This is a genomic window from Streptomyces sp. NPDC088817, assembly GCF_044750345.1.
Classification (GTDB): domain Bacteria; phylum Actinomycetota; class Actinomycetes; order Streptomycetales; family Streptomycetaceae; genus Streptomyces.
Map to the genome: position 1 here is coordinate 332,356 of NZ_JBIVJN010000002.1, position 20,792 is coordinate 353,147.

The window sequence follows — 20,792 nt, forward strand, 5'->3', positions numbered from 1 at the left end:
CGCGCGGCATCACGGCATCACGCGGGGCTGAGCAGCTCCGCGTGGTGCCGCTGGGCCACCAGCGGGTGGGCACGGACCTTTCCCTTCAGCTCGTTGAACCCGTACTCGGCGAACAGCGGGTTGCCCGGGTCGTCCGTGACACCGGGCGCGGTGGAGGCGTGCGGGAAGGGCAGCGGGGCGACACGGGCGTCCAGGCGCGGGTTGTAGAAGAACGGCACCGAGAACCGCTCGGTGGCGCCGGGCGGGGAGACCACCCGGTGGTTGGTGGCGACGAGGTAGCCGTTGGTGGCGACCTCCAGCAGCTCACCGAGGTTGACCACGAACGCGCCCTCGATCGGCGGCACGTCGTGGAAGAGCCCGTCCGCGCGCTGCACCTGGAGCCCGCCTATCCGGTCCTGGAGCAGCAGGGTGAGGAAGCCGTAGTCCTTGTGGGCGCCGACGCCCTGGTCGGTGCCGTCGCCCGCGCTGCCCGGGTAGCGGACCAGCTTCAGATGCGGGTGGGCGTGGTCGCCGAAGACGGGGTCGTAGAAGCCGGCGGGCGCGCCGATGGCGGTGAGCAGTTCGTGCAGCAGCCTGCGGGCGACGGCGCCGAGCCGGTCGATCCAGGCGAGCGCGGCGGTGCGCAGCTCGGGCAGCGCGGCCGGCCACTGGTTGGGGCCCTGGAGCCACCAGTACGCGGGCTCGCCGGGGCCGGGGACGCGGGCGGGCCGCTCGGCGCCTATGTCGAGCTGGTCGCGCCAGTCGCGGGCACCGCCGGTGCGCTCGTCCCCGGTGCGCGTGTAGCCGCGGAAGTGGGGCGAGTTGACGTTGTCCAGGGCGAGGCGGTCGGCCTCGGGGAGCCGGAAGAAGGCGTGCATGGCGTCGAGCAGCGCGTCGGTCTCGGCCCGGGTGACGCCGTGCCCGACGAGCTGGAAGAAGCCCACGTCGTGGGCGGCGCCGTGCAACTGCTCGTGCAGCAGCGCCCGTTCCCGGGGACCGCGGTCGGCCGCGGCGAGGTCGATGATGGGGAGCTGGTCGTACGACGGGTTCGTCGCCGTGTTCGTCATGGGTCACGTCCGCAGGGTGTACGGGTCCCGGGCAGCCGCCGTGGGTGGGCGCGCGGCACGGGTTCCGGAGGAGAGAAACCGGGTGAGAGGTGCGGGGCGATCGGCCGCCGCGGAAGGGCCGGGGTCAGGCGGAACGCCGACAGCCCATGCTCGTGACGCGCACGTAGTCCACGTGGCGGCGTCGCACGAGCGGCAAGAACATGCGCACAGGGTACTGCGGGGCGTGCGATACCGGTGTGGCCCGGTTCACGCGGTGGCCGGACCGCGGCCCAGCGCCTCCTCCAGCAGGGCCGCCCACTGGGCGACCACGCCTTCGCGGCGGGCGGTGTCGTCGGTGAGGAGGTTGGCCAGGCCGAGGCCGCGGGCCATGTCGAGGAGGCCCTGAACGGTTTCGCGGGCGCCGGGGCGGGCCTCGTCCGCGCGCAGCAGCTCGACCGCTATCCGGTGCGTCTCCCGGCCCACGTGGGCCTCCAACTCGGTCACCCGCGGACGTAGTTGGTCCTCGTTGGAGGCGGCCACCCACAGGTGGAGCGCGGCGCGGAAGAGGGGCCCGGTGTAGAGGTCGACGAGGGCGGTGACCACGGCCCGCCGGTCGCCGGCCGCGCCCTCGGGGAACAGGTCGCGCAGGGCGGTGGAGCGTTCCTCGGCCACGTACTCGACGGCGGCGGTGAACAGGTCCTCGCGGGTGGGGAAGTGGTGCTGGGCGGCGCCTCGGGAGACGCCGGCGCGTTCGGCGACCACCGAGACCGTGGAGCCGGCCCAGCCGTGTTCGGCGAGGCAGGCCACGGCGGCCTGCAGGAGCCGCTGCCGGGTGGCCCGGCTGCGGTCCTGCTTGGGGGCGCGTTCCGCGCGGTCGTGTGTGGTCACACCGCCCATTCGGGATCCCGTCGTTCGAGGAAGGCCGTCATGCCCTCGCGCGCCTGCGCGGAGGAGAACAGCCGGGCCGAGAGCGCGGTCAGGGCGGCCGCGTCCCGGTCGAAGGCTTCCAGCACCCTAGCCGTGAGCAGTCGTTTCGTCTCGGCCAGCGCCTGGGGCGAGGAGCGGCGCAGACCGTCGAGGATCGGCTCCAGTACGGCGTCGGCGTCGTCACCGGCCGCCGTCAGCAGGCCGGTCCGTACCGCCTCGGCCGCGTCGAACCGTTCCCCGGTGAGGCAGTGGCGGGCCAGCGCGCGCGGGTCGGCGCGGGGCAGCAGCGGCAGCGAGATGACCGCGGGGGCCACCCCGATGCGGACCTCGGTGAACGCGAACGAGGCCCGGTGCGAGGCGACGGCGATGTCGCAGGCCGCGAGCAGCCCGAGACCGCCCGCGCGGACGTGTCCGGTGACCCGGGCGACGACCGGCTTGGGCAGTTCGACGATCTGCCGCAGCAGGTCCACCAGCGCCTCGGGCCGGGGAGGGTCGCGCAGGTCGGCTCCCGCGCTGAAGGTGCTGCCGGTGTGGGTGAGGACGACGGTACGGACCCCGTCGTCCTCGGCGCAGTCGGCGAGCGCGGCGGCCAGTCCCCCGACGAGCGCCGCCGACAGGGCGTTGCGGTTGGCCGGCGAGTCCAGGCCGAGCGTCTCGACGGCACGCGCGCGTGTACGTCCGATCAGGGTCATGGCCGCTGCTCGCACTCGCCGCGGATCATGGTTCCTCCTCGCTTCCGGCGGGCGGGTCAGTACGACTTGGGCAGGCCCAGGGTCTGGTGGGAGACGTAGTTGAGGATCATCTCCCGGCTCACCGGGGCGATACGGGCCACACGGGAGGCCGTTATCAGCGAGGCGATCCCGAACTCGCGTGTGAGGCCGTTGCCGCCGAGGGTGTGCACGGCCTGGTCGACGGCCCGCGCACAGGCCTCACCGGCCGCGTACTTGGCCATGTTGGCGGCCTCGCCCGCGCCCACGTCGTCGCCCGCGTCGTACAGGCGGGCCGCCCTGTCCGTCATCAGGCGGGCGAGTTCCAGGTCGATGTGTGCCTGCGCGAGCGGGTGGGCGATGGCCTGGTGGGAACCGATGGGGGCGTTCCAGACGGTGCGTTCGCGCGCGTACTCCACGGCCCGGCCGAGCGCGTACCGCCCCATGCCGATCGCGAAGGCGGCCGTCATGACGCGCTCGGGGTTGAGCCCGGCGAACAGTTGCAGCAGGCCCGCGTCCTCCTCGCCGACGAGCGCGTCCGCAGGCAGCCGCACCTCGTCCAGGATCAGCTCGAACTGCTTCTCGGCGGCGATGAGTTCCATGTCGATGGGGCGCCGCTGGAAGCCGTCCGCGCCCGGCGGGACGATGAACAGGCAGGGCTTGAGGCGGCCGGTGCGCGCGTCCTCGGTGCGGCCGACGATCAGGACGGCGTCGGCGATGTCGACGCCGGAGATGAACACCTTCCGGCCGGTGAGCACCCAGTCGGCGCCGTCGCGGCGGGCGGTGGTGGTGATCCGGTGGGAGTTGGAGCCGGCGTCGGGTTCGGTGATGCCGAAGGCCATGGCGCGGGTGCCGTTCGCCAGCGGGGGCAGCCAGACGCGCTTCTGCTCCTGGGTGCCGAACCGGGCGATGACGGTGCCACAGATGGCGGGCGAGACGACCATCATCAGCAGGGGGCAGCCGGCGGCGCCCAACTCCTCCAGGACGATGGCGAGTTCGGTGATGCCACCGCCTCCCCCGCCGTATGCCTCCGGCAGGTTGACGCCCAGGTAGCCGAGCTTGCCCGCCTCCGACCAGAGTTCGGTGGGGGGACGCCCCTCGGCGACCGTGCGAGTGAGGTAGGCGCGGCCGTAGCGTTTGCCGAGGGCCGCTACGGCGGCGCGCAGGTCCCTGTGTTCCTCGGATTCGGTGACGGGGGTCATTGTCGTCTCCCGGGTGCGAGTTGGTTGTGGTTGCTCGCGCTCACGCGGCGGAGCCGCATATCGATGCAGCCCCGCGCCCCTAAGGGGCTTGCACTACCGCCAGTAGTGTGCCGGGCTCGACCTGTTGGCCAGGGGTGGCGTGCAGGGCCGTGAGTGTGCCCGTTACCGGGGCCTCGATCCTGTGTTCCATCTTCATCGCCTCCAGCCACAGCAGTGGTTGTCCGGCGCGTACGGCGTCGCCGACCGCCACTCCTTCGGCGACGCGCACGACGGTGCCGGGCATGGGGGCCAACAGTGATCCGGGGGCGTGCAGGGCGACGGGTTCGGGAAAGCAGGGCAGGGCGGTGAGCGCGGTCGGTCCGGCGTACACCCGCTCGCCGTAGCGGGCGATCCCGTACCCGCGCCGGACACCGCCGGCTTCGAGCACGACCCGGTGCGCGTCCACGTGCACCACCCGCACCCCCACGGCGTCGGGGACCGGGCCCGTACGGGTGTGCCGGTAGCGCACCTCGTGCTCCGCGCCCGCCATCAGGTACCGCTTGACCTGCGGCTGCGAGGGCAGGTTGCGCCAGCCGCCGAAGCGGGAGCGGCCGTGCGCGTCGGCGAGCGCGGCGGCCAGAGGCGCGTACGGGTCGGGGGCGGGCGCGGTCAGTTCGGCGAGATGGCGGTCGTAGAAGCCGGTGTCCATACGGCCGGTGGCGAACTCCTCGTGCCGCAGGGACCGCACCAGCAGGTCCCGGTTGGTGACCGGGCCGTGCACGGCGGCCCGCTCCAGCGCGCCGGCGAGCTTGCGCAGCGCCTCCGCGCGCGTGGGCGCGTGGGCGACCGCCTTGGCGAGCAGCGGGTCGTAGTGCACGCCGACGGTGTCCCCGTCGCCGTAGCCGGTGTCCAGGCGGACGCCGGGAACGGACAGGCGGTGCAGGGTGCCGGTCTGCGGGGCCCAGTCGCGGGCCGGATCCTCGGCGTACAGGCGGGCCTCGACCGCGTGCCCGCGCGCGGCGGGCGGTTCGGCGTCCAGGGCGTGCCCCTCGGCGACACGGATCTGCAGGGCGACCAGGTCCACCCCGAACACGGCCTCCGTGACCGGGTGTTCCACCTGGAGGCGGGTGTTCATCTCCAGGAAGTGCGCACGGCCGTCGGCCACCAGGAACTCGACGGTGCCCGCGCCGGTGTAGTCGACGGCCCGCGCGGCCCGTACGGCCAGCTCACGCAACTCCCGCTCGGTGTCCGCGGGAAGTCCGGGCGCCGGGGCCTCCTCGACGACCTTCTGGTGGCGCCGCTGGAGGGAGCAGTCGCGCGTGCCCAGCGTCCACACGGTGCCGTGGGTGTCGGCGAGGACCTGCACCTCCACGTGCCGCCCGCCCGCCTCGCCCCCGAGGTACGGCTCGGCGAACACCTCGCCGTCGCCGAAGGCGCTCAACGCCTCGGCGCGCGCCGCCTCCAGTGCGGCGTCCAGGTCCGCCGGCCGCCGTACGATCCGCATCCCGCGTCCGCCGCCGCCCGCGGCGGCCTTCACGAGGACCGGCAGGTCGGCCTCGGTGACCTCGCGCAGCGGCGGCACGCCCAGCAGCTCCTTGGCGCGGGTCTTGGACGCCATCGCCTCGACGGCGTCCGGCGGCGGCCCGATCCAGACCAGGCCCGCGTCGAGCACGGCCCGTGCGAAGCCGGCGTTCTCGGCGAGGAAGCCGTAGCCCGGGTGGACGGCGTCCGCGCCGGCCGCCACCGCCGCCTTCACGATCAGGTCGCCGCGCAGATACGTCTCGGCGGGTGTCACGCCCGGCAGGCGCACCGCGAGGTCGGCCACGCGCGTGTGCAGCGCGTCCTCGTCGGCGTCCGAGTGCACGGCGACCGTCCGGATGCCCAGTTCGGCGCAGGTACGGAAGACACGGCAGGCGATCTCGCCCCGGTTGGCGACGAGCAGCGTGGAAATCAAGGGATCCCTCACATCCGGAAGACGCCGAAGCCGCCGCGCGCGCCCTCGAAGGGCGCGTTGTGGACGGCCGACAGGCACAGGCCGAGAACGGTGCGGGTGTCGCGCGGGTCGATGACGCCGTCGTCGTACAGCCGCCCGGACAGGAACGCCGGCAGCGACTCGGCCTCGATCTGCCGCTCCACCATCGCGCGCAGCGCGGCGTCCGCCTCCTCGTCGTACGGCTGCCCCTTGGCGGCCGCCGACTGCCGGGCCACGATCGACAGCACGCCCGCGAGCTGCTGCGGCCCCATGACGGCGGACTTGGCGCTGGGCCAGGCGAACAGGAAGCGGGGGTCGTAGGCCCGTCCGCACATGCCGTAGTGCCCGGCGCCGTAGGACGCCCCCATGAGGACGGACAGGTGCGGGACGCGCGAGTTGGACACCGCGTTGATCATCATCGCGCCGTGCTTGATGATCCCGCCCTGCTCGTACTCGCGGCCGACCATGTAGCCGGTGGTGTTGTGCAGGAACAGCAGCGGTATGTCCCGCTGGTTGGCGAGCTGGATGAACTGGGCCGCCTTCTGCGACTCCTCGCTGAACAGCACGCCCCGGGCGTTGGCGAGGACGCCGACCGGATAGCCGTGCAGGGTGGCCCAGCCGGTGGCCAGGCTCGTCCCGTACAGCGGCTTGAACTCGTCGAAGTCGGAGGCGTCGACGATCCGGGCGACGACCTCGCGCGGGTCGAAGGGGATCCGCAGATCGCCGGGGACGATCCCCAGCAGCTCCTCCTCGTCGTACTTCGGCGGCGCCGCGGCGGGCGGATCGGGGTACGCCTTGCGGTGGTTGAGCCGGGCGACGACCCGGCGGGCCCGGCGGAGGGCGTCCGGCTCGTCGAGGGCGAAGTGGTCGGCGAGGCCGGACACGCGCGCGTGCATCTCGGCGCCGCCCAGGGACTCGTCGTCGCTCTCCTCGCCGGTGGCCATCCGCACCAGCGGCGGACCGCCGAGGAACACCTTGGCCCGCTCCTTGACCATGATCACGTGGTCGGACAGGCCGGGGACGTACGCACCCCCGGCGGTGGAGTTGCCGAAGACGACGGCGACGGTCGGGATGCCGGCCGCCGACAGCCGGGTCAGGTCCCGGAAGACGGCACCGCCGGGGATGAAGATCTCCTTCTGGGACGGCAGATCGGCGCCGCCGGACTCGACGAGGCTGACGCACGGCAGCCGGTTGGCGAGCGCGATGTCGTTGGCCCGCAGCGCCTTCCTCAGGCTCCACGGATTGCCGGCGCCGCCGCGCACGGTCGGGTCGTTGGCGGTGATCAGGCACTCCACGCCCTCGACGACCCCGATCCCGGTGACCAGCGAGGCGCCCACCGTCCAGTCGCTGCCCCACCCGGCCAGCGGCGAAAGCTCCAGGAACGGCGTGTCGGGGTCGAGCAGCAGCTCGATCCGCTCCCGGGCGAGCAGTTTGCCGCGCCGCCGGTGCCGGTCGACGTACTTCGCGCCGCCGCCCGCGAGCGCCTTGGCGTGCTCGGCGTCGAGTGCGGCGAGCTTGCCGAGCATGGCCTCGCGGTGGGCCCTGTACTCGGCGGATCCGGTGTCCAGGGCGGTGGAAAGGACCGTCACAGGAGGGCCTCCGGTATGTCCAGGTGGCGGGAGCGCAGCCATTCGCCGAGGGCCTTGGCCTGCGGGTCGAAGCGGTGCTGGGCGGCGGCGCCCTCGCCGAGGATCCCCTCGACGACGAAGTTGAGGGCGCGCAGTCCGGGCAGTACGTGCCGTGCCACGGCCAGCGCCCGGCTCTCGGGCACGAGTTGCCGGAACGTCCCGGTGGTCAGCGCGTGCGCGAGCCATCGCCAGCCCTGCTCCGAGCGCGCCCACACGCCGACGTTGGCGTCGCCGCCCTTGTCGCCGCTGCGCGCCCCGGCGACGAGTCCGAGCGGGGCCCGCCGGGTGGGTCCGTCCGGGAGGGGCTCCGGCAGCGGTGGCCGTTCCACGTCCGCGAGTGCGCGCGTCCGTCCGGGCGGTGGCACGGAGACACGGCGGCCGTCGGGGAGCACGGCCACCTGCTCGACGGCGTCCTGGGGGACGTACACCGCCTCGAAGACGCCGTAGGGCGTGCCCTTGCCGGGCGGCGCCGGCATGTGGAAGCCGGGGTATCCGGCGAGCGCCAGCTCCACGGCGGCCCCGCTGAACGCCCGTCCGACGGCCCGCTGGTCCCGGTCCCGTACGACCAGGCGGAGCAGGGCGCTCGCCGTCTCCTCGGTGCCGGCGTCGGCCCGGTCGGTCCGTACGAGGTCCCAGCGCACCTCGGCGGGGGCCCGGACGGCGGCTTCGAGCGCGTCCCGCATCTGCCGGCGCACCAGTTCGGCCTTGCGCTCGATGTCGAGGCCGGTGAGGACGAAGGCGACCTCGTTGCGGAAGCCGCCGAGGCGGTTGAGGCCCACCTTGAGGGCGGGCGGCGGCGGCTCCCCGCGCACGCCCTCGACGCGCACCCGGTCGGGCCCGTCCTGGCCGAGCCGTACGGTGTCCAGCCGGGCCGTGACATCGGGGCCCGCGTACCGGGCACCGCCCGTCTCGTACAGGAGCTGGGCGGTCACCGTGCCGACGTCCACGACACCGCCCGTGCCGGGGTGCTTGGTGATCACGCAGCTCCCGTCCTCGTGGAGCTCGGCGAGCGGGAATCCGGGGTGGCGCAGCCGGTCGAGGGGGTGGTCGGCGAAGAAGGCGTAGTTGCCGCCGGTGGCCTGGGCGCCGCACTCCAGCACGTGCCCGGCGACGACGGCGCCCGCCAGCCGGTCGTACTCCCCCGGCCGCCAGCCGAAGTGGGCGGCGGCGGGCCCGGTGACCAGGGCCGCGTCCGTGACCCGCCCGGTGACCACGACGTCGGCGCCCGCGCGCAGGCAGGCGGCGATCCCGAAGCCGCCGAGGTAGGCGTGGGCGGCGAGGGGGGCGTCCCCTGCCGGGGTGTGTCCGGGGGGCCGGGGGAGGCCGGCGGTGAGGTCGTCGCCCTCGACGTGGGCCACGCGCACCGGGATCCCGAGCCGCTCGGCCAGCTCCCGCAGCCGGTCGGCGAGCCCGGCGGGGTTGAGTCCGCCCGCGTTGGTCACGATCTTCACGGACCGCTCGTGGGCGAGTCCGAGGCACTCCTCCATCTGCCGCAGGAAGGTGCGGGCATAGCCGGCGGCCGGGTCCTTGAGCCGGTCGCGGGCCAGGATGAGCATGGTCAGCTCGGCGAGGTAGTCGCCGGTGAGGACGTCCAGTTCGCCGCCGGTGAGCATCTCGCGCACGGCGTCGAAGCGGTCGCCGTAGAAGCCGGACGCGTTGCCGATGCGCAGCGTCATCCGGCGGCCCCCTTGGGCGGCCGCCCTCCGCCGGGAGGACCGGCGAAGGCCTGGGCGATGTCCAGCCAGCGGTCGGCGTCCGGCCCCTCGGCGCGTACCGCGAGGTCGGCGCGGTGGGCGCGCTGGGTGACCAGGAGGCAGAGGTCGAGGGCGGGCCCGGTGACGCGCTGCCCGGCGTCCTCGGGGCCGTACGTCCACAGCTCCCCGGAGGGGCCGCGGACCTCCACGCGGAACGCCTCCGCGGGCGCGGGCAGCCCATGCGCCCCGAAGGCGAAGTCCCGCGCCCGCACCCCGATGCGCACCACATGTCTGAGCCGGTCGGTGGGTGTGCGCACCACACCGAGCGCGTCGGCCACGTCCTGTCCGTGCGCCCAGGTCTCCATGAGCCGCCCGGTCGCCATGGAGGCGGCCGACATGGGCGGCCCGTACCAGGGGAAACGGGCCCCGGGCGGCGCCGCCCGCAACGCCCGGTCGAGCGCGGCCCGCCCCTCCCGCCAGCGCGCCAGCAACTCGTCCGACGGCAGCCGCGCGCCCTCCTCCGCCCCCTGGTCGACGAACGCCGCGGGGGCGGCGAGCGCCTCCTCGACCCTCGCCCCAAAGCCCTCCGGGTCGGTGACGGCGAGCAGCGCGGACCGGTCGGTCCAGGCGAGATGGGCGACCTGATGGGCGACGCTCCATCCGGACGCGGGCGTCGGCCGCCTCCACTCCCCGGAACCCAGCCCGGCGACAAGCCGATCGAGCTCGTCACCCTCAGCCCACAGATCGTCGAACACCAGCGCCGGATCGACCATGCGGGGAGCATGACAGCGCACCCCGAAACAATCAAGCATGCTTGCATGAATTCACGGTCGTCGCGCGACACCGACGACCGCTACCAGTCAGGCGATGCGGCGCCGGGGAGCGGAACCCGTCAGGGGTGCGCCTCCGGAAGCGGGATCGGCGCCTTCGCTCGGTTCACCTGAGTGCGGACCGCGCCCATGCTGGCCGCGATGACCAGGACGATGGCCGTGGCCTGGAGGGCGGAGAGGGACTGGCCGAGGATGAGGAAACCGGCCGAGGCGGCGAGGGCCGGTTCCAGGCTCATCAGGATGGCGAAGGTGGGGGCGGGCAGGCGGCGCAGGGCGAGCAGTTCGAGGGTGTACGGCAGGACGGAGGACAGCACGGCCACCCCGGCGCCCAGGGCGAGCGTCGACGGGACGATGAGCTTCGACCCGGACTCGGCGATCCCCAGCGGCAGGAACAGCACCGCGCCGACCGCCATCGCCAGCGCCAGCCCGTCGGCCTGCGGGAAGCGTCGGCCGGTACGGGCGCTGAAGACGATGTACGCCGCCCACATCACGCCCGCGCTCAGCGCGAAGGCGACACCGACGGGGTCGAGGCTGTCGAAGCTCCCGCCCCCGAGCAGGAAGACACCGCCCAGGGCCAGGGCGGCCCACACGAAGTTGATCGCGCGGCGCGAGGCCAGCACCGACAGGGCGAGCGGGCCGAGCACTTCGAGGGTGACCGCGGGGCCGAGCGGGATGCGCGCGGCTGCCTGGTAGAAGAGGCCGTTCATTCCGGCCATCGCGACACCGAAGACGATCACCGTGCTCCAGTCCGCGCGCGAGTGCCCGCGCAGCCGTGGCCGGCAGACCAGCAGCAGCACGATCGCGGCCACCAGCAGCCGCAGGGTCACCACGCCGAGCGCGCCCGCCCGCGGCATCAGCGTCACGGCCACCGCGGCGCCGAACTGCACCGAGATGCCCCCGGCCAGGACCAGCCCGACCGGGCCGAGCGAGCCGAAACGGTTCGGGGACCCGGGCGCGGGCGCGGTGGCCGACGCGGAGGTGACCGGGGACGGAGAGGAGGGTGTGGCGGCGCTGGGCGTGGTCACGGGGCGGTCCAGATACGGGGCTAGGGGTTTGTGCATCGCGATGTACTGCTGGGTCCAGGGTAGTGGACGAGGTCAGGGGCGTGAAACCCGTTTGCCACTGTCCCCGATGACCCTTTCCGTGTTCACGGGAGCGCTGTACCCGTTCAGCCTCACGGCAACCCGGCGGTCACCCCCTCCAGCCCCTCCGCCAGCACTTCCGCCAGATGGCGGCCCCGCGCTCCGCCCAGTTGGTCCAGCTGGGTGCGGCACGAGTAGCCGTCCGCGAGGATCACCGCGCCGGCCGGAGCCCGCCGTACCGACGGCAGGAGCTGTTCCTCGGCGCAGGCGGCCGACACCTCCCAGTGGCCCTGCTCGAAGCCGAAGTTCCCGGCCAGTCCGCAGCAGCCGCCGGACAGCTCGCCGGTCAGGCCGGCCGCCTCGCGCAGGCGCCGGTCGGCCGCGTCGCCGAGCACGGCGTGCTGGTGGCAGTGGGTCTGCCCGGCGACCGGGCGGTCCAGAAGGGGCGGGGTCCAGCCGGGGGCGTGGCGCCCGAGGGCCTCCGCGAAGGTCAGCACGCGGCCGGCGAGGCGGCGGGCCCGCGGGTCCTCGGGCAGCAGCTCCGGCAGGTCGGTGCGCAGGGCGGCGGCGCAGCTCGGTTCCAGGACGACGACCGGCGCGTCGGTGTCAAGCACCGGTTCCATCAGGTCCAGGGTGCGGCGCAGCACCGCGCGGGCCCGCTCCAGCTGGCCGGTGGAGACGTACGTCAGGCCGCAGCAGACGCGGCCCCGGCCGCGCAGGACGGACACGGGGTTCAGCAGCGCGGAGCTTCCGTCGCCCACGGGGGGCCGGCGCAGGCGCAGGGTCGGCGGGAGCGCCACCCGCAGCCCGGCCGCCTCCAGCACGCGGACGGCCGCCCGGCCCACGGACGGCGACAGATGCTCGGTGAAGGTGTCCGGCCACAGGACGACAAGATCGCCCGCCCCCTCCCCCGCGTCCGCCGGTGCGTACGACCGCCTGCGCCACCATCGGGTGAACGGCTCGCGCGCCAGTCGCGGGATCCCTCGTTCGGGTGTGATTCCACCGAGCCGTTTCACCGCCGAGGCGAGCGGCCGCAGGCCGGCGAGCGCGTTCAGCAGTGGGGCGGTGCGCGTACGGGCGGCCCAGCGCAGCCACACCGGGAGCCACCCGAGGGCGTAGTGGGCGGCCGGGCGACGCCGTCCTGCGTAGTGGTGGTGCAGGAACTCCGCCTTGTACGTGGCCATGTCTACCCCGACCGGACAGTCCGACCGGCACCCCTTGCACGAGAGGCACAGGTCGAGCGCGTCCCGGACCTCGACCGACCGCCAGCCGTCGGTGACCAGCTCACCGGCGAGCATCTCGTGCAGCAGCCGGGCACGCCCGCGCGTGGAGTGCTCCTCCTCGCCCGTGACCCGGAAGGAGGGACACATGACCGCGGCGCCCGACACCTCGGTCGTACGGCACTTCGCGACCCCGACGCACCGGCGCACCGCCGCCGAGAAGTCCCCCCGGTCCGCCGTGTAGCCGAAGGCCACGTCGACCGGGCGGCGCGGCAGCACGGCGAAGCGCAGGTTCGCGTCCAGGGGCGCAGGACGGACCAGCATCCCGGGATTCAGCAGGTCGTCGGGGTCCCACACCCCCTTGACCCGCTCGAAGAGGGCCACCATCCGCTCGCCGTACATCACCGGCAGCAGCTCGGCACGGGCCTGCCCGTCCCCGTGCTCCCCGGACAGCGAACCGCCGTGCCCCACCACCAGCTCGGCCAGCTCCCGCGAGAACCGCCGGAACCGGCCGATCCCGGCCGGAGTCAGCAGGTCGAAGTCGATGCGGACGTGGATGCAGCCGTCCCCGAAGTGCCCGTACGGGGTGCCCCGCAGCCCGTGGGCGGCCAGCAGCTCCCGGAACCGCCGCAGATACGCGCCCAGCCGCTCCGGCGGCACCGCGCAGTCCTCCCACCCCGGCCACGCCTCCGTGCCGTCCGCCATCCGGGTGGCCGTACCGCTCGCGTCCTCCCGGATCCGCCACAACGCGCGCTGCGCGGCCGGATCCCCGACGATCGCGGCGTCCACGGCGTCGGCCGCCCGCACGATCGCCTCCGCACGCGCGCGTGCCTGCCCCGCCGTCTCCCCGCCCGTCTCCACGAACAGCCAGGCGTGCCCGCGCGGCAGCCCGGCCGCCGCGGACGGCACGAGGTCCCGTGCCATCCCCTCCACCGTCAGCGGCCGGTGCGGCAGCAGCCCGGCCGCGGCGTCGGCGGCGGCGCCCTCGTCGGCATACCCCAGCACGGCCAGCACACGCGCGCGTGGCGTCACGACGAGCCCTACGACCGCCTCCGTCAGCACGCCGAGGGTGCCCTCCGAGCCGCAGAAGGAGCGCGCCACGTCCGCGCCGTTCTCGGGCAGCAGGGCGTCCAGGGCGTACCCGGAGATACGGCGGGGCAGCCGCGGGAAGCCGGTCCGCAGCCGGGCGAGCTCGCCCTCCACCAGCTCCCGCAGCCCGTCCGGCGCCCCGGCCCACCCGCGCCCCGGCCGCAACCGCTGCCCGCGCGCGGTGAGCACCGTCAGCTCCCGCACACTGTCCGCGGTCGTCCCCCAGGCCACCGAGTGGGAGCCGCACGAGTTGTTGCCGATCATCCCGCCGAGCGTGCACCGGCTGTGCGTGGACGGGTCCGGGCCGAAGCGCAGCCCGTGCGGCGCGGCTGCCTCCTGGAGCCGGTCCAGGACCACGCCCGGCTGGACCACCGCGGTCCGCTCCCCGGGATCGAGCGCCAGCACCCGGTTCATGTGCCGGGTGAAGTCCAGCACCACCCCCGTCCCGGTCGCCTGGCCCGCGATCGACGTCCCGCCGCCCCGCGCGACCACCGGCACCCCGCGCGCCCGGCAGACCTCCAGCACCGCCGCCACGTCGTCGGCGTCCCGCGGAGCCACCACACCCAGCGGGACCCGCCGGTAGTTGGACGCGTCCATGGTGACCAGCGCCCGGGCGGTGACGTCGAACGCCACCTCCCCGCGCACGGCCCGGCGCAGCTCCGTCCCAAGCTCCGAAAGATCCCCGAGATCGGTCATGCGTCCAGGATGCACACGATCGATTTCGCGGCCGTCTCACCCGCCGGAATGCGTTTCACCCGGATTTCTCCGACCCGCTACTCTCCCGTTCGTGGCTGAGATCCAGATTCCCTCTGACATCAAGCCCGCGGACGGACGTTTCGGCGCGGGACCTTCCAAGGTGCGGACGGAGGCGCTGGACGCCCTCGCCGCCACCGGCGCATCCCTCATGGGCACCTCCCACCGTCAGGCCCCGGTCAAGAACCTGGTCGGCCAGGTGCGCGACGGCATCAGCGAGCTGTTCCGGCTTCCCGACGGCTACGAGGTCGTGCTCGGCAACGGCGGCTCCACGGCGTTCTGGGACATCGCGACCCACGGTCTGATCGAGAACAAGTCGCAGCACCTCACCTTCGGCGAGTTCAGCTCCAAGTTCGCCAAGGCCGCCAAGCTCGCCCCCTGGCTCGCCGAGCCGACCGTCGTCTCCTCCGACCCCGGCACGCACCCGGAGGCCCGGGCCGAGGCGGGCGTCGACGTCTACGCCTTCACCCACAACGAGACCTCCACCGGTGTCGCCATGCCCATCAGGCGCGTGGCCGGCGCCGACGAGGGCGCCCTGGTCCTGGTCGACGCCACCTCCGGCGCCGGCGGCCTCCCGGTCGACATCGCCGAGACCGACGTCTACTACTTCGCCCCGCAGAAGTCCTTCGCCTCCGACGGCGGCCTGTGGATCGGCGTGTTCTCCCCGGCCGCGCTCGAACGCGCCCAGCGCGTCCACGGCTCCGGCCGCCACATCCCGGAGTTCTTCTCGCTGCCCACGGCGATCGACAACTCCCGCAAGAACCAGACGTACAACACCCCGGCGCTGGCCACCCTCTTCCTGCTCAACCAGCAGCTGGAGTGGCTCAACGGCCAGGGCGGCCTCGCCTGGTCCGCGGCCCGCACCAAGGACTCCTCCTCCCGCCTCTACACCTGGGCGGAGGAGTCCAAGTACGCGACGCCGTTCGTCACGGACCCGGCCAAGCGCTCCCAGGTCATCGGCACGATCGACTTCTCGGACGAGATCGACGCCGCCGCGGTCGCCAAGGTCCTGCGCGCCAACGGCATCGTCGACACCGAGCCCTACCGCAAGCTCGGCCGCAACCAGCTCCGCGTCGCGATGTTCCCGGCCATCGACCCGGCGGACGTCGAGGCCCTGACGAAGTGCGTCGATTACGTCATCGAACGGCTGTAGCGTCTCCCGCACACAGCAGCGAAGGGCGCCCGGCGAACAGCGGGGCGCCCTTCGGTCACCGGGACGAGGCGGGTTCTCCTGCCGCCGACGGAGGGTCCGATGAGTTTCCTCGCGTGGTTCATCCTGTTCGTCTGCGCCTGGATGGCCCGGTCGGCGTGGGGCACGCGTCACCTGCCCATGTGGCGGCGCGGACTGCCGGCGCTGCTGCTCGTCACCGGCGCGGCAGGCATCGTCCTCGTCGACAGGTACGGCCCCTCCTCACCCACGGCCTGGACCGCCAGGACCGCATGCGTTCTCCTGGTCCTCACGTCATGGGCACTGAGCCTGTGGGCACGGCGGAGCAGGCCCGGGGGGAGCCGCGCTTCGGGGGCGAGGCCGGCCTCACCGGTCCAGAGGGCAGGGCAGATCGAGGTCCGCGCGGTTCGGGGAGCAGGTCACCAGGGACAGCGAGAGGTACGCAGGACGTTCGAGGTAGAAGCCCAGCGACAGGTCACCGCCCGAGCCCAGCCGCTCGGCGGCGGAGGCGGCGAGTGAGGCCAGGCGACCGGCGTCGCGCTGTGCCTCGGACGCGAACCGGTGCGTGTACTCCGTCAGCCGGTCACCGAGCCACGCCGCCGCCTCTCCCGGATCCGGCCACGTGCCCCGGACCAGCGAGCGCGGCTTGAGGAGCCAGTACGCCGTTTCCAGCGGGGGCAGGTCGGAGGCCGGGAACTCCGCGGCCACCTCGCGGTACCGCTGGATCAGTTCGGGGCGGCTGCCGGGTGCGGGCGGCTCGGGATGGGGCGGACGCCGCAGCGCCTCCTGGTCGAAGCGCGCCTTCGGGCCGGTCCACAGATAGCCGTGGTGGTGCACCGGTGGTCCTGTTCGGTGTCGTTCGTTGTGCTGTCCTGGAGGTTGCGGGGACCCGGCCGGTCCAAGCGGGCTGACGCCTTGCCGGGACCGTCCGGGAAGTAAGTCGTTCAGATGGTCAGGCCGAAGCGCGTCGGGTCGATCCCGGCCACGCTCAGTTCCTCGGTGGTGAACCGCAACGGCGGTACGTCCGGTCGCTTGCTGTCGCCGAGGGCCCACGCGTCCTCGCCGATCCGGGCGAGGGTCACGCAACCCTCGGAGCAGGGGCCTCCGCAGGCCTTCACGAACGAGGCTCCGCCGAGGTCGAGGGCGTAGAGGTCGTTTCCGTTGAGCATGGCTGTTCCTTCCCGTTTCGCCTGAATGCGGCTGAGCAGTTGCTCTGAGTGATGACCGTAGGGCGAGAAGGGTCGGTCAAGGCGAGAATATTCGCCAATATTCTCCTGCGGTCACTCTGGATGCATGGACATTCACCCAGCGGAGCCGACAGGCTGTGCCGCGAACATCGGTGAGCCCCAAGGGGTGGTCGTACATGGCACGTAGGCTGCGGTTCAACGGGACCGGTAGTGACGTCGGCGGATGTCCGTCTCTGCATGAGGACTTGGACAGCGGAGAGATCGTCGTGCACGGACCTCCGCTGACCGACATCGAAGAAGTGGCGCAGCTCCAGCACCTCTCGGAAGGAGAGGTTGCGGTCGTGGTGCCGCGTGAGCTGCTGGAGGACTGGGCGCCGAAGGAGAGGACGCGGCAGGTGAGGACGATCGATCTGGACGAGTTCAACGGCTTGTTCGGCAAATTCGAGCACACCGCGTGGCGGTTGGAGACCCGTCGGCGGTACGCGAGTGATGAAGCCGGTGACCGCTGGGACCGTTTCATCGAGACGGGGAGTGTCGTCGAGGACTGGCCGGAAGGCTCGCCGGCCAGGGCGTTCCGGGACACGATCCGTGCGCAGACCGCACAGGGAAAGCGTGTCGAGCGGGTGCGAATCGTGGACCAGCCCCCCACTCCCGGGCAGCGATACCTCCTCGACGGCGCCAGGTGGAACATCGCGACCGGTGAGGACATCCGCAACATGCGGCGTGCCGACGCGGAACGACTCCGGCTCCCCGCCGAGGACTTCTGGCTGTTCGACAGCCGACTCATCGCGCTCTTGCGGTTCGATGACGACGATCAGCTCACCCATGTGGACCTCGTCACGGAACCGGCAGAGGTGGTGCGGTGCGCCATCATCAGGGATGCTGCTTGGCATCACGCCGCACCGTGGGAGCAGTTCACGGCGGAGATGCACGACGACGCGTAGGAGCAAGAGCGGGTACCGGTGAGCACGGACTATCAGAGAGCGCGCGAGGAACTGGGTGTCAAACTCAGGGAATTGCGCATCGAGAGCCCTGATGGCCGACTCACCGGTACGGAGCTGGCCCAGCGGCTGGGGTGGCCGCAGTCGAAGGTCAGCAAGCTGGAGAACGGCAGACAGACGCCTACGGACGACGACCTGCGGGCATGGACCGAGGCCGTCGGACAGTCCGCCGTGTTCCCAGAGCTGCGTGCCAGGCTGAAGGGTTTTGAAAGCCACATCCGTTCCTGGCGGCGTCAGCTTTCCGGAGGGCATGTCCCGGTCCAGGAAACCTGGAACACTCTCGTCTCCGGTGCCCAGACACTGCACGCGTTGAGCAACGCCGCTGTCAGCGGGATGCTTCAGACAGCCGATTACGCTCGGTGCGTCTTCGAGGGCCACTCCGCACTCCAGAATGCCCCTCGGGACACGGAAGCCGCAGTGCGCGCCCGCATGAGACGACAGGAGTGGCTCTACCGGCCGGGCAAGCGGTTGAACCTGCTCATGCACGAGAGCGTGCTCTGGGCTCGGATCTGCCCACCGGAGGTACTGGCGGCCCAACTCGATCGCCTGCTCGGGGTGGTGGGCATGGACACCGTGCGCATGGGGATCCTGCCGATGGACGGTGCCCTGCCGCTGGCGTTGGGCAATTCATTCTGCATGCTGGACGACCGCCTGGTCGTCGTCGAGGACTGGCACGCCGAGTTGTGGCTGGACGACGCCGAAACGATTGCTCTCTACCGGCAGGTCTGGGACACCTTCGCGGAGTCTGCCGTCTTCGGCGCCGACGCCCAGCAGGTGATCGCCCGGGTCCGCCGGGGCATCAGGTTCTGAGCATGCGAGGCCGCACCACGCCGCCGTCGGCTTGCCGCTAAAAGTCGTTCCAGATGCTTCCGTAGATGTTCTCAAACACCTCCACGGGACCATGCACGGTTGCCTTCAGGCCCTTCGCGATCCAGTCGGCAAGGCCGTTGGTGTCGCCCTTGTCGCCGAGCGCGGCCGAGAGTGCCAGTATCGGGGCGCCGATGAGGAGACCTGCGGCAGCGCCCGTCAAGTAGTAGAGAATGATTAAAGCTGAGACGGCAATCGCGACCGGCAGAGCGCACAACGAAATCAGGAACTTGATGGCGAACATGGCTCCCCCGCACGTCGTCGCAGATTGCGAAGTAATAGGGTAAAGCTACTTCCGCAGCGTGAATCCGACTGATCTGCAAATACGCGGACATGCCATCCGCGGCGATCCTATTCGACGTAGATCGCCTGGCTCAAGATGGTGGCTGCGCGTGGTCCGGGACCGCCCAGCACTCCACCTCGCGAGGGAACGGTACGTAGCGGCCGGCTCGGCAGCGCTTGGCTCAGCGGTGCCAGCAGGCCTTGTGCGGGCTCGGAAGGCGCCATACGTACGGATCCGGCGTCCGGACCTCCCGGGCGATGTCCCAGTCACTCACCGCAGGGCTGCTGGAGAGCAGGCGGGCGATCACGTCAAGAACCAGTCGGAACACGAATCCTCTCCTCCTCCGCGAGGGTGAACCGGGCCCAGACGCACTTCGCGTACGGCTCCTGCCGGCATCCCCATGCGTCGGACAGCGCCTCCACGAGAACTACGATCGCCAGCGTTGGCGCCGGAAGCGAGTGCGAGGCTCATCCGGGACATACTGCGGAGAACCGAGGAAGACTGATCGTGACCGAGGTTGTGGGCCCCTTCCGCAAGTCGTCGTACTCCGGGCAGCAGGGCAACTGCGTAGAAGTGGCCGGTACAACCGAACACGGCCGAGCCGTCCGCGACAGCAAGCGGCAGGATGGCCCCCTGCTCACCGTCTCCCGCGAGAGCTGGCAGGCGTTCCTCAGCCAGTTCTCGTAGGCATCGCACACACGAAGGGCGCCCGGCGAACAGCGGGGCGCCCTTCGGTCACCGGGACGAGGCGGGTTCTCCTGCCGCCGACGGAGGGTCCGATGAGTTTCCTCGCGTGGTTCATCCTGTTCGTCTGCGCCTGGATGGCCCGGTCGGCGTGGGGCACGCGTCACCTGCCCATGTGGCGGCGCGGACTGCCGGCGCTGCTGCTCGTCACCGGCGCGGCAGGCATCGTCCTCGTCGACAGGTACGGCCCCTCCTCACCCACGGCCTGGACCGCCAGGACCGCATGCGTTCTCCTGGTCCTCACGTCATGGGCACTGAGCCTGTGGGCACGGCGGAGCAGGCCCGTCCCCTCAGCGGCGGCCGGCTGACAGCGTGATCCTGGCGGCGACCGGAATGTGGTCGCTGCCGGTGGTGGGCAGGGTGCGGATGTCGGTGACTGTCGCCGAGCGGGCCATGACCTGGTCGATCCGGGCCAGCGGGAAGGCCGCGGGGAAGCTGAGCGCGAAGCCCCGTTCCGCCACGTTCAGCCGTGAGGTCAGTGGGGCCAGACCGCGGTCCTCCACCGTGCCGTTGAGGTCCCCCAGCAGGATCACCGTTTTCAACTCCTCTGCCGCGACGGCCTCGCCCAGCAGCCGGGCGCTCTCGTCGCGCCGGGCGGACGTGAGGCCGCTCGCCCGCACGCGGAGGGAGGGCAGGTGCGCCACGTACGCCGCGACCCGGCCGTGCGGCGTGTGCACCTCGGTCCGCAGTCCGCGGCTCCAGGGCTCCGTGATCCCACGGGGCTTGATGTCCAGCGCCCGCGCACCGGTCAGCGGATGCCTCGACCAGAGTCCGACGGTGCCCCGGACCTCGTGGTACGGGTAGGCGGCGGCGAGGGTCCGCTCGTAGACCGCCAGTGCCGGGGGCACCAGTTCCTCCAGCGCGATGAGGTCCGGCCCGGCGTCGGCCAGGGCGCGGGCCGTACCCGCCGGATCGGCGTTCTCGTCACTGACGTTGTGCTGCACCACGACCAGTTGGCGCGCGCCGGGCGCCGCCCCGGGCAGGAGCAGCCCGCCGAAGAGGTACGTCCAGGCCGCCACCGGCAGCAGCAGAGCCACCAGCGCCACGGCGGAACGGCGCAGCAGCGCCAGGGCGAACAGCACCACGACCACCAGACCGAGCCACGGCAGGAACGCCTCCAGCAGACTGCCCACGCGGCCCACGGAGTTGGGCACGGCCCGGTGGAACACCAGTAGCCCGGCCGTCAGCACCGCGAGCCCGGCAAGCACGCGCCCCCGCCGCCACACTGATTGGCGCCCCGCGCCTGCCGGCGCCTCCTGGCTCGGCGCGCTCCGCCCCACCCGGCGCCGCGCCCACGACGGCACCACCGCCCTCACCGCTGCCGCACCGCTGTCCGCCCGCCCCCGACCCACCCCGGCTCCCCCTCCGCTCGGCCTCTCCAACCAAGACGATCAGCCGAGTGGAACAGTTTCCGCCATCAGGGACTGAAAAGCG

Annotated in this window: 20 protein-coding genes; 5 read left to right on the forward strand and 15 right to left on the reverse strand. The window is 72.6% G+C overall.

Annotated elements, in window-relative coordinates; translation table 11 throughout:
* Positions 1–17 precede the first annotated feature (17 nt).
* From ACIP4X_RS05165 to ACIP4X_RS05210, 10 genes are all read right to left on the reverse strand, one after another.
* Positions 18–1,046, reverse strand: a complete 1,029-nt coding sequence (locus ACIP4X_RS05165) for a 2-oxoglutarate and iron-dependent oxygenase domain-containing protein (RefSeq protein ID WP_358730958.1) — start codon at positions 1,044–1,046, stop codon at positions 18–20.
* A gap of 246 nt (positions 1,047–1,292) precedes the next feature.
* Positions 1,293–1,922, reverse strand: coding sequence for a TetR/AcrR family transcriptional regulator (locus ACIP4X_RS05170; RefSeq protein WP_358730956.1), 630 nt, complete (start codon positions 1,920–1,922; stop codon positions 1,293–1,295).
* Entirely contained in the window at positions 1,910–2,644 is a 735-nt protein-coding gene (locus ACIP4X_RS05175) for an enoyl-CoA hydratase family protein (RefSeq protein ID WP_391454218.1), read from the reverse strand. The genes ACIP4X_RS05170 and ACIP4X_RS05175 overlap by 13 nt, the downstream gene beginning before the upstream one ends.
* Before the next feature lie 56 nt (positions 2,645–2,700).
* Complete coding sequence (locus ACIP4X_RS05180) at positions 2,701–3,861, reverse strand: acyl-CoA dehydrogenase family protein (protein WP_401346708.1); 1,161 nt, start codon at positions 3,859–3,861, stop codon at positions 2,701–2,703.
* Positions 3,862–3,940: 79 nt separating this feature from the next.
* A complete protein-coding gene (locus tag ACIP4X_RS05185; RefSeq protein WP_391454222.1) occupies positions 3,941–5,794 on the reverse strand; it encodes a biotin carboxylase N-terminal domain-containing protein in 1,854 nt (617 codons plus the stop codon).
* Between the two features lie 8 nt (positions 5,795–5,802).
* Entirely contained in the window at positions 5,803–7,401 is a 1,599-nt protein-coding gene (locus tag ACIP4X_RS05190) for a carboxyl transferase domain-containing protein (protein ID WP_391454224.1), read from the reverse strand.
* The gene (locus tag ACIP4X_RS05195; RefSeq protein ID WP_358730947.1) at positions 7,398–9,116 is read right to left on the reverse strand and encodes an acyclic terpene utilization AtuA family protein; all 1,719 of its coding nucleotides are present in this window, start codon (positions 9,114–9,116) and stop codon (positions 7,398–7,400) included. The genes ACIP4X_RS05190 and ACIP4X_RS05195 overlap by 4 nt, the downstream gene beginning before the upstream one ends.
* Entirely contained in the window at positions 9,113–9,907 is a 795-nt protein-coding gene (locus ACIP4X_RS05200; protein ID WP_401346713.1) for a TIGR03084 family metal-binding protein, read from the reverse strand. The genes ACIP4X_RS05195 and ACIP4X_RS05200 overlap by 4 nt, the downstream gene beginning before the upstream one ends.
* A gap of 119 nt (positions 9,908–10,026) precedes the next feature.
* A complete protein-coding gene (locus tag ACIP4X_RS05205; protein ID WP_401346716.1) occupies positions 10,027–10,989 on the reverse strand; it encodes an EamA family transporter in 963 nt (320 codons plus the stop codon).
* A 149-nt stretch (positions 10,990–11,138) separates the two neighbouring features.
* Complete coding sequence (locus ACIP4X_RS05210) at positions 11,139–14,051, reverse strand: FAD-binding and (Fe-S)-binding domain-containing protein (RefSeq protein WP_401346718.1); 2,913 nt, start codon at positions 14,049–14,051, stop codon at positions 11,139–11,141.
* A 91-nt stretch (positions 14,052–14,142) separates the two neighbouring features.
* On the opposite strand from ACIP4X_RS05210, the gene serC reads away from it, so the two are divergent.
* Positions 14,143–15,261, forward strand: a complete 1,119-nt coding sequence (gene serC, locus ACIP4X_RS05215; RefSeq protein ID WP_391454231.1) for a phosphoserine transaminase — start codon at positions 14,143–14,145, stop codon at positions 15,259–15,261.
* A gap of 381 nt (positions 15,262–15,642) precedes the next feature.
* On the opposite strand, the gene ACIP4X_RS05220 is transcribed toward serC, so the two are convergent.
* On the reverse strand, positions 15,643–16,113 hold the full coding sequence (locus tag ACIP4X_RS05220) for a hypothetical protein (RefSeq protein WP_401346721.1): 471 nt from the start codon (positions 16,111–16,113) through the stop codon (positions 15,643–15,645).
* Positions 16,114–16,220: 107 nt separating this feature from the next.
* Entirely contained in the window at positions 16,221–16,445 is a 225-nt protein-coding gene (locus ACIP4X_RS05225) for a DUF397 domain-containing protein (RefSeq protein WP_401346722.1), read from the reverse strand.
* Positions 16,446–16,639: 194 nt separating this feature from the next.
* On the opposite strand from ACIP4X_RS05225, the gene ACIP4X_RS05230 reads away from it, so the two are divergent.
* Together ACIP4X_RS05230 and ACIP4X_RS05235 are read left to right on the forward strand one after the other, a co-directional pair.
* A complete protein-coding gene (locus ACIP4X_RS05230) occupies positions 16,640–17,407 on the forward strand; it encodes a DUF6879 family protein (RefSeq protein WP_401346725.1) in 768 nt (255 codons plus the stop codon).
* Between the two features lie 18 nt (positions 17,408–17,425).
* Entirely contained in the window at positions 17,426–18,274 is an 849-nt protein-coding gene (locus ACIP4X_RS05235) for a helix-turn-helix domain-containing protein (protein WP_401346728.1), read from the forward strand.
* Between the two features lie 37 nt (positions 18,275–18,311).
* Here the strand turns inward: ACIP4X_RS05235 and ACIP4X_RS05240 are convergent, their stop codons facing one another.
* Together ACIP4X_RS05240 and ACIP4X_RS05245 are read right to left on the reverse strand one after the other, a co-directional pair.
* Positions 18,312–18,575, reverse strand: coding sequence for a hypothetical protein (locus tag ACIP4X_RS05240; protein WP_401346731.1), 264 nt, complete (start codon positions 18,573–18,575; stop codon positions 18,312–18,314).
* A 220-nt stretch (positions 18,576–18,795) separates the two neighbouring features.
* Complete coding sequence (locus tag ACIP4X_RS05245; RefSeq protein ID WP_401346733.1) at positions 18,796–18,942, reverse strand: hypothetical protein; 147 nt, start codon at positions 18,940–18,942, stop codon at positions 18,796–18,798.
* Between the two features lie 179 nt (positions 18,943–19,121).
* Here ACIP4X_RS05245 and ACIP4X_RS05250 point away from each other — a divergent pair, with 179 nt between their 5' ends.
* Positions 19,122–19,301, forward strand: coding sequence for a DUF397 domain-containing protein (locus ACIP4X_RS05250; RefSeq protein ID WP_401346736.1), 180 nt, complete (start codon positions 19,122–19,124; stop codon positions 19,299–19,301).
* 92 nt (positions 19,302–19,393) lie between these two features.
* Positions 19,394–19,666, forward strand: a complete 273-nt coding sequence (locus tag ACIP4X_RS05255; protein ID WP_401346739.1) for a hypothetical protein — start codon at positions 19,394–19,396, stop codon at positions 19,664–19,666.
* On the opposite strand, the gene ACIP4X_RS05260 is transcribed toward ACIP4X_RS05255, so the two are convergent.
* The gene (locus ACIP4X_RS05260) at positions 19,649–20,638 is read right to left on the reverse strand and encodes an endonuclease/exonuclease/phosphatase family protein (RefSeq protein ID WP_401346891.1); all 990 of its coding nucleotides are present in this window, start codon (positions 20,636–20,638) and stop codon (positions 19,649–19,651) included. The genes ACIP4X_RS05255 and ACIP4X_RS05260 overlap by 18 nt on opposite strands.
* Positions 20,639–20,792 lie beyond the last annotated feature (154 nt).

Bases quoted from the DNA above. Each gene is read 5' to 3' on its own strand.
- ACIP4X_RS05200 (WP_401346713.1), bottom strand. From the start codon at position 9,907: ATGGTCGATCCGGCGCTGGTGTTCGACGATCTGTGGGCTGAGGGTGAC.
- ACIP4X_RS05165 (WP_358730958.1), bottom strand. From the start codon at position 1,046: ATGACGAACACGGCGACGAACCCGTCGTACGACCAGCTCCCCATCATC.
- ACIP4X_RS05175 (WP_391454218.1), bottom strand. From the start codon at position 2,644: ATGACCCTGATCGGACGTACACGCGCGCGTGCCGTCGAGACGCTCGGC.
- ACIP4X_RS05230 (WP_401346725.1), top strand. From the start codon at position 16,640: ATGGCACGTAGGCTGCGGTTCAACGGGACCGGTAGTGACGTCGGCGGA.
- ACIP4X_RS05225 (WP_401346722.1), bottom strand. From the start codon at position 16,445: ATGCTCAACGGAAACGACCTCTACGCCCTCGACCTCGGCGGAGCCTCG.
- ACIP4X_RS05240 (WP_401346731.1), bottom strand. From the start codon at position 18,575: ATGTTCGCCATCAAGTTCCTGATTTCGTTGTGCGCTCTGCCGGTCGCG.
- ACIP4X_RS05170 (WP_358730956.1), bottom strand. From the start codon at position 1,922: ATGGGCGGTGTGACCACACACGACCGCGCGGAACGCGCCCCCAAGCAG.
- ACIP4X_RS05255 (WP_401346739.1), top strand. From the start codon at position 19,394: ATGAGTTTCCTCGCGTGGTTCATCCTGTTCGTCTGCGCCTGGATGGCC.
- ACIP4X_RS05195 (WP_358730947.1), bottom strand. From the start codon at position 9,116: ATGACGCTGCGCATCGGCAACGCGTCCGGCTTCTACGGCGACCGCTTC.
- ACIP4X_RS05210 (WP_401346718.1), bottom strand. From the start codon at position 14,051: ATGACCGATCTCGGGGATCTTTCGGAGCTTGGGACGGAGCTGCGCCGG.
- ACIP4X_RS05180 (WP_401346708.1), bottom strand. From the start codon at position 3,861: ATGACCCCCGTCACCGAATCCGAGGAACACAGGGACCTGCGCGCCGCC.